Source organism: Vibrio sp. 1F169, from assembly GCF_041439605.1.
Lineage (GTDB): Bacteria > Pseudomonadota > Gammaproteobacteria > Enterobacterales > Vibrionaceae > Vibrio > Vibrio tasmaniensis_A.
The window spans coordinates 66,105-78,419 of record NZ_JBGOOI010000017.1 but is presented as its reverse complement, the minus strand read 5'-3'; the positions used below and the strand labels follow the sequence as shown (position 1 = coordinate 78,419).

Below are 12,315 nucleotides of genomic sequence, written 5' to 3'. Positions count from 1 at the left end.
TAAATACCCAGCAACTCGCTGCAAAAATCAGCTCGAAAGATCAACACGCCCTATTATTCTATCTGTTTCTGAAATAATTTCTAATTCAACAGTAAATTCAATCAATTACTTAAGGGCTCTTACCATCCTAGCAACAGACCGTTGAACTGATGAATTTATTGCACTCAAATGATAGATTTTTTAGGTTTATTGGAGGTTGGTACGAAAAGTAAGCGATGAGTGTCAGTTTTGAAGGAATCATGAGTGTAAAAAAGCAATAAAAAAGGAGCCACTAGGGCTCCTTCAATCAATATTTGGTTTCTCTGACTGATTAGTTTACCCAGTCACGAATTGTGTACGTTAGCGTGTGTACATCGTTTTTCAATACTAGCGTATCGTTTGTTAGTGTTACGTCGCTCCACTCGCTTAGAGTCGCGGAAACCGATTGTTCGATTTCCATTGCTGAGCCGTGACACATTTTCATGGTCATGCCCATTTGCTTAATGCGGAATTGACCGTCTTTTAGTTCGCCTTGACCGAAGAAGTTGTTACAACCAGCCATGCCGTTTGCCGTCATCTTTTCGCCGATCTCTAGACGAGGTGTCGCTTGGTGTTCGCTTTTCTCAATGTTCTTGCCATCAATTTGCGCAAGTTCCCAATTATGGTGCTGTAGATCGGTTGGTGTTACTTGCATCGCGTTATCACCTGTTGTTGTGCATGCTGCTAGCATCATAGGTAAAGCGGCTACTGCTAGTAATTTTTTTGAACTAAACTTCATATTATAAGGCTCCAAAGGAAAGAACGAAGTTACCGAATAAGTGTAACTTGATGGGTTCAAAGTATAGTTTACAAAACACTATATGTGTCAGTATAAGGTCATAGTTTAGTATGGATTTCATGAGCTAGGCGACAAATTAATCGCTTATTTTTGAGATAGTAAGCGTAATTTTGATTATGTAAGGAGGCGGGGTGGAGCAGTTAGAGTTTTTCCAAGTTCCAAGCCCTTGCGTGGGGGTTTGCTCAAGCGATGACAAAGGCTATTGCAATGGCTGTATGCGTAAAAGGGAGGAGCGCTTTAATTGGATGTCGATGACGCCGTCAGAACAGTTACACGTCATAAAGCTGTGTCGTCAGCGCTATAGAAGAAAAATAATGAAGCAAAAAAATTTGGTTGGTAAGTCGGTTGACGAAGAGGGAAGTACAAGTCCCCAAAGAGATCTTTTCGGCTAAAGAGGAAGTATTGAAATTTTATTTAACCTCGAGGTAACTATTACTTTACATAATGGTTGGGGTGTAATATTAAGGTAGGTACCTTTGTACCTGAAGGAGTGGTGTCGGTATGAATAAAAAGAACGGAAAATTCAAAAAAGAGCCAGTTAAAGCACTGGATCGTAAACCGATCGGGGCGAAAGATGACCCTGAAGAGGCTCCGCGTGATTGGCATTCGATGTCAGAAGAAGAACGAATGGAAATCCTTTCTCACCTTTCAGACATGCCTTTTCAATAACATCACTGGTTCTTCAGAGTCTTTCTTAAAGCCCTGTTTTCTTAAATAAACAGCTTTCTGAAATAAACATATTGCTAAACAAACATGTGATTCGCTTTCGTTACACCACGATGGTACGTGCAAAATGTATCATTGGCTTCGGTGGTTTTACTGTGAATTTTAATGTTTGTGATCACTTCTACAGCCCCTGCATCGTAGCAAGCTTGTTCTGCTTTTTTAACGATATCTAACAGTAGGTTGAGTTCACCTTTCATCGTGGTTTCCATAGCTCCGACTTGGAAAGGCACATCGGCAGCTTTCACAACTTCAATTGCTTTATCAACCACTTCGAAGTTGTTGCCTTCTTTAACGCGAGGGATCACTTGGAAGGCAACCATCACTTCTTTTTCTCTTTTTAACTCAGACACTTTCTGCTTACTCTAGGATAGGGAATTGTTGCAGATGATAGGTTCATGCAGGTATTAATTCTACAACTAACGATGCTGTTCTATCGACTATATCAGTGACTAGAGATGTCGGCTTATTTGCTACCCCAATGGTCGCTAACCCAACCACCAATATGTTCATCAAAATGACTGCCACTGAATCTCTGGTTACGCTCCACCGAGGTATCACAGTCATCTTTGTTGTCTATTAGGTTTTGTATGTAGTTTGCCATCGGGTCATTAGAACGCTGACGATCTCGGCGAGTGGCCACTTCCTTAATCAGTTGTAATCGATATGTAGAGCTTGCACGTTTCATTTCAATGACCTCCCGGTTTTTAGACACTAATAGAAAAATCTAGTTGTCAGATATAGGGGCGTCAACGTGATTTTAGAGTATTTTTTTTGAGCAACCAAGAATCAATACCTTGGCATCATAATTCATAAAAGTGTCATTTAGGTTGGCATCTTTATGGAGGTTTGAGGGCATAAGTTTGTATTTTGGTCCTGCTAATATGAGATCAACCATAAAAAAGCCCAGTGCAAACTGGGCTATTCGATTTTCTGTGGTTACTTTGAATAACAGGTTATTTCGAAGAACTTGGTTTGCTCTTAAATTGCTTAACACTCTTCTTTTTTGCGGTTCTTCGGTTAGCCATTTTGTCTTTAGGCGGACGTTTGCGAGCTGTCGCTTCAGATGCAGGTTTGTCTGTAACAGGGAAACCTTCCAACGCTTGTAGCATAAGAGGTTTATTGGTCAGAGTACGAATTGCATTCAGGTAGTCAGTTTCGCTGTGGCTAACCAGAGAGATTGCGCGCCCCGTGCTTCCTGCTCTTGCTGTGCGACCAACTCGGTGTACGTAAGTCGCCGAATGCGATGGCAAATCAAAGTTAATTACGACAGGTAGTTGATCAATATGGATGCCTCTAGCCATAACGTCGGTGGCGATAAGCACACGAGTCGTGCCATTTTTGAAATTCTCTAATGCTTGCTCTCGCTCTTCTTGGCTCTTATTTCCGTGTAGCGCATTTACACTGATTTTGGCCTTATTCAATCGCTTGGTTAATGCATCAGCATTGTCTTTTGCGCCAATAAATACCAATACCTGCGACCATGCGTGCTGATTGACTAGGGCGATCAGCGCTTGAGCTTTACTGCCTTTGTTCACTAAGTACAGAGTTTCTTCAATAGCCGCGACCACGCTGTTTTCTTGATGCGTTGTGACCTTTACTGGATTAACAAGAAGCGCCTCAGTCTGACTGATCAGCTCTTTTGGCAGCGTAGCCGAAAACAGCAGTGTTTGATGCTTTTTAGGAAGAGCAGAAATAATGGTTTGAACATCTGGCCAAAATCCCATGTCGAGTAAACGGTCTGCCTCATCAAGAATTAAAGACTTGCATTGGGTTAGCTCGAGCTTGTTCTCTTGAATAACGGCATGTAGGCGGCCAGGAGTTGCGATCACGAGTTGTGGCTTTTCTAACAATTGCTGTTGCTGGATCTCGATATCAACACCACCAGTTAGTGTCACCGTTTTGATATCAAGTGTGCTTGCGATGGGTTCTAGTGCTTTGGTTACTTGAGAGGCAAGTTCACGGGTTGGAACAATGATTATCGCTTGTAGTTCATTTACATCATGCTTGATGTTGTTCAGCAAAGGTAAGCCAAATGCCAACGTTTTTCCGCTACCCGTTTGAGCCAACGCCAGCACGTCTTTCCCCGCAATAATTGTAGGAATTACCGTTTGCTGTATCTCTGTCGGCTTATTGAATTGAGATGGGATCGCGGAGACGGTTTTTGGGTTAAGGGTTAGGCTATCAAATGACATAAATGAACCAAGTATCAAAAGGGAGGTGGAGTCTAACAGGGCTGCAAATGTTAGAAAATCAGTTTTGTAACGTTACACGATAAACGCTCTCATTTTATGCGTGAATTATGTATGTTAGCCATACGCGATAATTAAACGTTCATCATATTGTAATGGCATTGAATGGACGTACAATGTCCGCCCTAAAAATGTTCATGAAATGAGTTCGAAATGAGTTGGGACAGTATATCGCTGTTTATTGTTATCGTGTTTTTTATTGCCATTATTCCAGGCCCTAATGCTTTGCTGGTATTAAGCACAGCCTTAACTCAAAGGAAGCTGTTCGCATTTGTGAACGTGTTGGGCGTGTCATGTGGTTTCTTTTTTCACGCCTTTATCTCGGCCAACGGCATAAGTTTGTTATTGTCGAACACCCCAATGGCCTTTGAAGGGCTTAAGTGGGCTGGGGTTTTGTATCTTGTCTGGCTTGGGTATAACCATTTTCGCGCGGCCCTGCGTGCTCAAGAGGGTGTACTTTATGCGGTAAGTGCATCGGGAAGTAAGCTATACAATCAATTTTTCAAAGGGCTCCTCACTAATCTACTGAATCCTAAAATCGTCCTGTTTTATCTTTCTATATTCCCTCAATTTGTTTCAAAAGATGCGATTGTGACAGACAGTTTGATGCTTGGTGGGATTCAGGCGACAGTAGTGTCGATGTGGTTCTTGATTGTGATCTTAATGGCGGATACGTTCAAGCGCTTGTTGGTTCAAAAGCGAACCTCACAAATGATGAACATTGTTTGTGGTGTTCTATTTGTGGGCTTTAGTATTCAACTAGCATTGTTTCAGCTCTGAGGTAGTGTTGCTAAGAATGGGGCATATACCATATTCTATTCAGTGCTCATTTTTTACTGAATCCTCAGGAATTTTAGAGTCTCTTCATAAATGGCTAAAGCATTGCTATGTAAAGTCGATATAATGGACAGTCATCAATTGGATGAATGTGTATGTTTCGAGCTTAGATTTGAAACAGAAAACAACGGATAGTTAGCTTGTTCATTTTTACCAAGAAACAGAAACATGAAACAAAGATAGGGAGTCATCGATGAGTGAAGAGTCATTCACCCAGAAACGTGAGTATTACCGCCTGAAGTACCCTAAAAAGGCGCGCCCAGTGATACGAATCAAAGATGAACTTTTTCATGTCAGTGAAGTTTCTGAAAAAGGCGTGCGCTTGATGATGAGTAACATCATCCCGGTCTATCGAGGCTTCTCAATGGCAGGCACTTTATGGTTGCATGGTAATAACAGCATTGATATTCGTGGTTCTGTATTGAGGCAAGAAGGCGATGAAGTGATCGTTCTGTTATCACAAGGCCCGAGTTTCAAAGATATGGTGGCTGAACAACGACACATTAGGCAAAGGTACCCGGTTTTCTTCGCGAACCTCAGAGTGGCATAAGCAAAGCTTCTAAACGCCTAAAACCCAAGTAACTCATCATTATCTGATATAAAAAGCCCAGCACTTTGACGAGTGCTGGGCTTTGTCATCTATATGAACAAACTACTTCTAAAGACAAACTAACGAGTTTGTTTCGTCTTATAGCTCGTCTACTGTTGCCCAAACCGCTGCTAGCATGTCGTGACCAAATGCAACACTGCGCTCTGGAGACCAACCGTACAGTTCGTCAGCGTGGCTGATGTGATCTTTATATGGCATCTCGACAGTGTATGCCAAACACTTGAACTGTTCGCCGATCCAGTTTGTGCCGACGGTCATATTTGCTTTGCCCGGTTCGTCTTTATCGTAGCCAAATTCATCTTGGAACTCTGGCGTGATAGTCAGAAGAGCTTGCTTGAAGTGATTCTCTAGTTTTGCAATGCGCTCGTTGTATGAAGGTGTGCCTTCGCTACCAGCAACAAAGTTATATGGGATTGCTTCGTCGCCGTGAATGTCTAGACAAAGGTCAACGCCAGTTTCTAGCATGCGCTTGCGAACAAAGAAAACCTCAGGGCTGCGTTCCATAGAAGGTGACTGCCATTCACGGTTTAGGTTAACGCCAATACCGTTAGTGCGTAGGTGACCACGGATACTGCCGTCTGGGTTCATGTTAGGTACAACGCGGAATACAACGCTGTCTAGCAGTGAGCGGCCTACTGTGTCTGTCTCATCAAGCAAGCGTTGTAGCAGACCTTCGATCAGCCATTCAGCCATGGTCTCGCCCGGATGTTGGCGACCAATAACCCAGATGTTTTTCTTCTCTGCACTTGGCTCACCGATGGTTAGCAAAGTGATGTCGTTGTTATCTAACGTATGGCCCAGAGTTTCTAGCTTACAAGCAGGGTGCGTTTGAGCACTGTGCAAGAGATCTTGATGACGATCGTATGAATACGGTGCGAAGTACGCGAAGTACATTGAATCGTGTTCAGGAATGATATCAAAGCTTAAAGTGTCGCCATCGAATTGAGATGGAATGCGGAACCACTCTTCACGGTCATACGATGCAACCACATCATAATCTTTCCAGCCTTCAGGGTAGGCAGATGTTGCCAATTGGCCGATTTCAAAGTGGTGAGCTTGTTGAGCTTCACTTTCTAAGCGGAAGTGAAACCACTGAGAGATTTCAGTTTGGTAGTCTGCTGGGATAGTCAGTTGAATGTTTTGTGGTGAATCTGCTGAAACGACGTGAATGTTGCCGCTTTCGAAATTGCTGAAAATTTTCATTGTAGTTTTTATCTCGTAGTTGAGTTGCCGTAAGACTAGCACACTTTTTTTCGAGCAAACCACTAACTAAATCGTAATGAGATGTTATTTCAACTATCTACTTTTTAGTTCTCTATTTTGAATAGTACTTCCGATCTATCGACGCTGGCAAGTTGTACACCCACGACAGGCAGAACGCGTGTGGCGATCTAACTTGCTGCGTTGAACCTTACAATAAGCGTTTTTCAGCGCTCTTCTTCCTGAGAACCAATCATCGGGTTTTGACAGGATCAGATAACCATTAAAGCGTTTCACAAGCTCGACTCTATTTTGGTCGATGAACTTGCTATCAAACCCAATTTCGAAGTAATCAAGCGCTTGTTCAATCGAGGTGAAACTCGCCATTTTTTGTTGGAATTCTGTTTGGTTCATACCTAATTCAATGCCGTAAGTTTGCAAATATTATAGGCGTGTTCATTACTCCTTATCTTGATTTTAGTGCGATTTAAGTAGAAAGGCGTGTAGTTATTCTTAGTTAAATTTTATAAATGAGATTGTCTTTATTTGTTTTATGAATATTAAATCAATTGACTGCGCAGTCATGGTTATAAGTGAGTTGTATGAAGTCTCATTGCTCACTTTCTTTATTATCAATAAAGACAATTTATGACGTGAATCAATAGTGACTAACCCTAAAGTATTATTCTAATCGCAATTGTTACTAATTGTTGAAGATGATTTCTAAATATGTCTATTAAAAAACGATATATCGCTCTTATTGCTGCTGTCGGTATAGGTATTGGCTGGTTAACGCTGGGCGGTACTGCTGCCGTTATGCACTACACATCGAGTACTGAGTTCTGTACTTCTTGCCACACAATGCAAATTCCTTATGAAGAATATGAAGGTTCAATCCACTTCAGCAATGCAAAAGGCATTCGAGCTGAGTGTTCTGACTGTCATATTCCTTCCGACCCAATTGACTACGTAATCACCAAGATTCGTGCGTCTAAAGACATTTATCACGAGTTTGTGACTGGCAAAATTGATACCGAAGACAAATACGAAGAGCACCGTATGGCGATGGCCGAAACCGTTTGGGCTCAACTACGTGAAAGTGATTCTGCTACTTGTCGTTCTTGCCATACTTTCGACGCGATGGATAGCTACGAGCAATCTGAAGATGCGGCGAAAATGCATGAATACGGGCAAGAGAATAATCAGACTTGTATCGACTGCCACAAAGGTGTTGCTCACTTTGCTCCTGAGCCAGAAATGGACAGCGAAGCTTTCGACAACTTGATGGCATTCACTGAGAAAACAGACCCGAATGCGAAAGTCGTTTACTCAGCAGAAACCATCAGTATTGGTGACCTTGGCACTATCAATCCAACGGCACGCCTAGATGTGAAAAGTGTTGAAGGTACTGAGCGCAAAATCGAGTTGCATGCTTACCAAATGAAGGGTGCAGAACAGGTGCTTTACTACGGCGAAGGTCAACGCTCAATCGTTGCGATGCTGACAGTTCAAGGGCAACAGAGCCTTGAAGTTGGTGATTTTAAAACGGATGCGTACGGCAATGAATGGCGAACGGCGGTGCTAACCGCGAACGTTGATGCGCCTGTACTGGATTCACTCGAGCCAATCTGGGATTACGCTGAAGAACTCGACAACGTTTACTGCTCAACGTGTCATGCAAAAATTGGCGCGAACCACTTCACCGTTAATGCTTGGGGCCCCGTTGCGAAGGGCATGGGCGAAAGAACTGACATTTCAGACCAAGATTTAGAACTTCTTACTAAATACTTCCAGAACCACGCAAAAGATGTGGTTGGCCACTAAGAAACAAAAGGGAAATAATTATGACAGATATTACTCGTCGCGGATTCCTCAAAGGATCGGGCATGGCTGCTGGTGCGCTGGCATTTACATCATTGACGCCGATGACAGCATCAGCTGCGAATAAGCGTGGTAAAGGTGTATTAACTGCAGGCCGCATGGGACCGATGTTGTGTGAAGTAAAAGATGGCAAGTTGGTTTCAACGACTAATGCTCTGGCACAAACAGTGCCAAACAGCTTGCAAACGACAGGCCCTGATCAGGTTCATACCAAAGCGCGTATCAAATACCCAATGGTACGTAAAGGTTTCCTAGACAATCCATCGGCGCCAACAGGCTCTCGTGGTGATGACGACTACGTTCGAGTGTCTTGGGATGAAGCTTATAAGCTGATCCACGAACAGCAAACGCGTATTCGTAAAGAGAACGGACCTGAATCTGTATTTGCGGGCTCTTACGGTTGGCGTTCAAGTGGCGTACTGCATAAAGCACAAACGTTGCTGCAACGTTACATGAGCTTGGCTGGTGGTTACTCTGGTCACTTAGGTGATTACTCAACGGGCGCGGCACAAGTGATCATGCCGCACGTAATGGGATCGATCGAAGTTTATGAACAGCAAACCACTCACCCTGTGGTACTAGAGAGCTCAGACGTTGTTGTGTTGTGGGGTATGAACCCAATGAACACGCTTAAGATTGCATGGAGTTCAACCGACTGTTCAGGCCTAGAGTTCTTCCATCAACTTAAGAAGTCCGGCAAGACAATCATCGCGATTGACCCTATGCGTTCCGAAACCGTTGATTTCTTTGGTGACACAGTTCAGTGGATTGCGCCGCGCCCAATGACCGATGTCGCAATGATGATGGGTATCGCGCACTCTTTAGTTAAGAAGGGTAAGCATGACGTAGAGTTCCTGAATAAGTACACCAGTGGTTACGATAAGTTTGAAGCGTACCTAATGGGTAAAGAAGACGGTGTTGAAAAGACGCCAGCATGGGCTGAAGAGATCACAGGCGTTCCTGCGAAACAACTTGAGCTTCTAGCAGACATCTTTAGCCAGAACCGCACTATGCTTATGGCGGGTTGGGGCATTCAGCGTCAACAATACGGTGAGCAACGCCACTGGATGATTGCGACGTTAGCTGCAATGCTTGGTCAGATTGGTCTTCCTGGCGGTGGTTTTGGTCTGTCTTACCACTATTCTAATGGTGGTAACCCAACACGCGATGCTGGTGTATTACCTGCGATTTCAGCTTCGATCGGTGGTGGTTCTTCAGCAGGTAACGACTGGGCAGTTTCAGGTGCGGTGAACAGCTTCCCTGTTGCTCGTATTACAGAAGCACTGGAAAACCCAGGCAAATCATATATGCACAATGGTCATGAACTGACGTTCCCTGACCTGAAAATGATTTGGTGGGCGGGCGGTGGTAACTTTACTCATCACCAAGATACCAACCGTTTGATCAAAGCGTGGCAAAAACCTGAACTTGTGGTTATCTCTGAGATCTACTGGACTGCAGCGGCTAAGCATGCGGATATTGTATTGCCAATCACTACGTCATTTGAACGTAATGATATGACGATGACAGGTGACTACAGTAACCAACATTTAGTACCAATGAAGAAGGTAGTTGAACCTCAAGGTGAAGCGCGTAACGACTTTGATGTATTTGCAGATATGTCTGAGATGATCAAAGCCGGTGGTCGCGATGTCTTTACTGAAGGTAAAGACGAAATGGCTTGGTTGAAAGGCTTCTACGATGCAGCGCAAAAAGCGGGTAAATCTGCACGTGTACGTATGCCTAAGTTTGGTAAGTTCTGGGATGATAACCAGCTTATTGAAATGAAATACAACAAGAAAGCTGCACAGTTCGTTCGCCATGCTGATTTCCGTAAAGACCCTGTGATGAATCCGCTAGGTACACCAAGTGGTAAGATCGAGATCTTCTCTAAAACAATCGAAGGCTACAATCTTGCGGATTGTCCAGCGCATCCAACGTGGATTGAGCCTACAGAGTTCTTTGGTAAAGCGAAGAGTGATGAACTTCAGTTGATGACAGCGCATGCGGCCCACCGTTTACACAGTCAATTTAACTATGCAAAATTGCGTGAAGAGTACGCTATTGGTAACCGTGAACCTATCTCCATTAACGTAGAAGACGCGAAAGTACGTGGCATCAAAACCGGAGATTTGGTTCGTGCATATAACGATCGTGGACAAGTACTGGTTGGTGCATTAGTGACTGATGGTATCAAACAGGGTGCTGTATGTATCCATGAAGGCGGTTGGCCAGATTTAGATAAAGAGACAGGTTTATGTAAAAATGGTGGCTGTAACGTGCTCACGTTGGATATTCCAACTTCTCGTTTGGCAAATGGTTGTGCTGCGAATTCTGCGCTTGTGAAAATTGAAAAATACACAGGCCCAGCATTAGAACTGACGGCATTTGATCCACCTAAAAATGGTTAATCTCTAACGAGAAACAATCACCAGAATAGAGCCAGCTTTAATCGCTGGCTTTTTTTATGATCTTTTTTGCGTCATAGAGACTATTGCCCAGTGTCGAGTAGACAACTCATATTAATCAACGACATCACAGCGAGAGATAAGATCAATGAATCGAATCAATCCAAAGAAACTACTTCGCAGTAAATGGACGGCCGTTAGCCCAGTAAAGAAAGAAAAGCACTTTATGATCACGGAGGTCGAATTCGAAGAAGGGGAGGTCATTCGTTGCTTAATAGAAGCGGTGATGACGAAACGAGAAGAAGACATTAACTGGCGCGATCTAACCGATAAGGATCATTGGCTTCCTGGTTGGAAATAAGTGTATCAAGTCGAGGCGATCTGCTTGATACACTTGTATTAATTACCCGACGCAGCAAGCCCTTGCCAGTATTTAAGGCCTTCTAACACACCCTCTGCATGTGTTGCTCTGCTGGTGTATACGTTATCTCGATCGGACAGGTGAGCGATCTCAGGGTAATGATTCGCGACCAATATTGAATTTACGCCATCTATGGTTAGCATCGAGGTGTCGTTCGCTGAATCGCCAGCCACGCATACCTCTTCAATGCTTAACTGATGTTGTTTAAGTAGATGATGAATCGCTGTGGCCTTGTTGACACCCTTAGGCGTGATATCTAAGTACCAATCGTGGGAATAAGTAAGGTGTACATCTAAACCGTGTGATTCCAGACGAGATGCGATCAGCTCATGTTGAGGCTCTGAGAGTTTTCCTTCGAAAGTGATCTTGTATTCCCCTTGATGGCTCTCTAAGCGCTCTCCCATGAAATCGAGCGATGCAAGTGCAGACTCAACCTTTGACTTGTTCCAAGACGCTTCTAATTGATTGTGCCAGGTGTGATCCGGTGTTTGGGAGTGCTCGTGATGAATTCTCGTGCCTACGTCGCTGATAATCGTGTGTGGTTTCGGGTAGTTGTCAGAAGCTAAACCCACACGAATTGAGGGCAGTGTTCTACCTGTCGCGATGATAAAGCGGATATCCGGTTGTTTTGTTAAGTAGTTAAACAACTGATCAACCCCATGAGACGAGCCGCCATCAAGCGTGCCATCAAAGTCACACACCAGCATTTTTATCATTCTAATACCTGTCCTTTTATCCGTCCGAAAGAGTATCCAGCCTTTAGATAAAGAATGGATCAGCAATGTGTACTCTACAAGTTGTCTTTCGGCCTGGGTAATCGACTTTTGACAGTTTGCAGCAAGTATCACAGTTGGTGTTATGTCTTCTATATCGGAGATGAAGGTATCAATCCGATCTGTGCCTAATTGGACGGACTCTATCCAGATTGCCCTTCATATGTGTGTAAAAGTCATTGGGAGTGCGCGCCTCGTAATGGTGTTAATTTACCGGTCTTAGTGGCGTTTAAATCCTCTTAATTAGTTTGTATTCGAATTATTTGTACACGAACTATTTGTGCATATTCTTGGTCTATTTAGCCTATTAATTGTTCTGATGTGAAATAAATATTCAATAATCTATCTGTAAGTAATACATAATGCCGCAGGTGTTGAGTGTGATTTAAATTT

The 12,315-nt window shown here is 43.5% G+C and carries 14 protein-coding genes; 7 read left to right on the top strand and 7 right to left on the bottom strand.

Going from position 1 to position 12,315, the window contains the following annotated elements; genetic code table 11:
- Positions 1-310 precede the first annotated feature (310 nt).
- A complete protein-coding gene (locus ACED53_RS09600; protein WP_009846444.1) occupies positions 311-757 on the bottom strand; it encodes an META domain-containing protein in 447 nt (148 codons plus the stop codon).
- 191 nt (positions 758-948) lie between these two features.
- On the opposite strand from ACED53_RS09600, the gene ACED53_RS09595 reads away from it, so the two are divergent.
- Together ACED53_RS09595 and ACED53_RS09590 are read left to right on the top strand one after the other, a co-directional pair.
- Positions 949-1,209, top strand: coding sequence for a DUF1289 domain-containing protein (locus ACED53_RS09595; RefSeq protein WP_017098649.1), 261 nt, complete (start codon positions 949-951; stop codon positions 1,207-1,209).
- Positions 1,210-1,318: 109 nt separating this feature from the next.
- Positions 1,319-1,486 (top strand): hypothetical protein, encoded by a 168-nt coding sequence (locus ACED53_RS09590; protein ID WP_017099427.1) that lies wholly within the window; start codon positions 1,319-1,321, stop codon positions 1,484-1,486.
- A 74-nt stretch (positions 1,487-1,560) separates the two neighbouring features.
- Here ACED53_RS09590 and ACED53_RS09585 read toward each other — a convergent pair whose 3' ends face one another.
- The 3 genes from ACED53_RS09585 to ACED53_RS09575 all read right to left on the bottom strand — a co-directional run bounded on the left by ACED53_RS09585 (position 1,561) and on the right by ACED53_RS09575 (position 3,735).
- A complete protein-coding gene (locus ACED53_RS09585; RefSeq protein WP_032498912.1) occupies positions 1,561-1,863 on the bottom strand; it encodes a thiamine-binding protein in 303 nt (100 codons plus the stop codon).
- A 143-nt stretch (positions 1,864-2,006) separates the two neighbouring features.
- The gene (locus ACED53_RS09580; RefSeq protein WP_009846448.1) at positions 2,007-2,228 is read right to left on the bottom strand and encodes a hypothetical protein; all 222 of its coding nucleotides are present in this window, start codon (positions 2,226-2,228) and stop codon (positions 2,007-2,009) included.
- Positions 2,229-2,496: 268 nt separating this feature from the next.
- On the bottom strand, positions 2,497-3,735 hold the full coding sequence (locus ACED53_RS09575; protein WP_029223163.1) for a DEAD/DEAH box helicase: 1,239 nt from the start codon (positions 3,733-3,735) through the stop codon (positions 2,497-2,499).
- Between the two features lie 210 nt (positions 3,736-3,945).
- Between ACED53_RS09575 and ACED53_RS09570 the strand changes: the two genes are divergently transcribed.
- Together ACED53_RS09570 and ACED53_RS09565 are read left to right on the top strand one after the other, a co-directional pair.
- Positions 3,946-4,572, top strand: coding sequence for a LysE family translocator (locus ACED53_RS09570; RefSeq protein WP_012603677.1), 627 nt, complete (start codon positions 3,946-3,948; stop codon positions 4,570-4,572).
- 250 nt (positions 4,573-4,822) lie between these two features.
- On the top strand, positions 4,823-5,179 hold the full coding sequence (locus tag ACED53_RS09565) for a hypothetical protein (RefSeq protein WP_012603678.1): 357 nt from the start codon (positions 4,823-4,825) through the stop codon (positions 5,177-5,179).
- Between the two features lie 138 nt (positions 5,180-5,317).
- On the opposite strand, the gene ACED53_RS09560 is transcribed toward ACED53_RS09565, so the two are convergent.
- Complete coding sequence (locus ACED53_RS09560) at positions 5,318-6,442, bottom strand: M14-type cytosolic carboxypeptidase (RefSeq protein WP_102579947.1); 1,125 nt, start codon at positions 6,440-6,442, stop codon at positions 5,318-5,320.
- Between the two features lie 135 nt (positions 6,443-6,577).
- A complete protein-coding gene (locus ACED53_RS09555) occupies positions 6,578-6,853 on the bottom strand; it encodes a nitrogenase-stabilizing/protective protein NifW (protein WP_029224020.1) in 276 nt (91 codons plus the stop codon).
- A 315-nt stretch (positions 6,854-7,168) separates the two neighbouring features.
- Between ACED53_RS09555 and ACED53_RS09550 the strand changes: the two genes are divergently transcribed.
- The 3 genes from ACED53_RS09550 to ACED53_RS09540 all read left to right on the top strand — a co-directional run bounded on the left by ACED53_RS09550 (position 7,169) and on the right by ACED53_RS09540 (position 11,089).
- The gene (locus ACED53_RS09550; protein WP_017099423.1) at positions 7,169-8,263 is read left to right on the top strand and encodes a NapC/NirT family cytochrome c; all 1,095 of its coding nucleotides are present in this window, start codon (positions 7,169-7,171) and stop codon (positions 8,261-8,263) included.
- A gap of 20 nt (positions 8,264-8,283) precedes the next feature.
- Positions 8,284-10,731, top strand: coding sequence for a molybdopterin guanine dinucleotide-containing S/N-oxide reductase (locus ACED53_RS09545; protein ID WP_029225303.1), 2,448 nt, complete (start codon positions 8,284-8,286; stop codon positions 10,729-10,731).
- A gap of 145 nt (positions 10,732-10,876) precedes the next feature.
- Positions 10,877-11,089 carry a TIGR02450 family Trp-rich protein gene (locus ACED53_RS09540; RefSeq protein WP_009846453.1) on the top strand — a complete coding sequence of 71 codons (213 nt, stop codon included), beginning with the start codon at positions 10,877-10,879 and terminating at the stop codon, positions 11,087-11,089.
- Positions 11,090-11,127: 38 nt separating this feature from the next.
- Here ACED53_RS09540 and ACED53_RS09535 read toward each other — a convergent pair whose 3' ends face one another.
- Positions 11,128-11,865 (bottom strand): HAD-IIB family hydrolase, encoded by a 738-nt coding sequence (locus tag ACED53_RS09535; protein ID WP_029223161.1) that lies wholly within the window; start codon positions 11,863-11,865, stop codon positions 11,128-11,130.
- Positions 11,866-12,315: the final 450 nt, after the last annotated feature.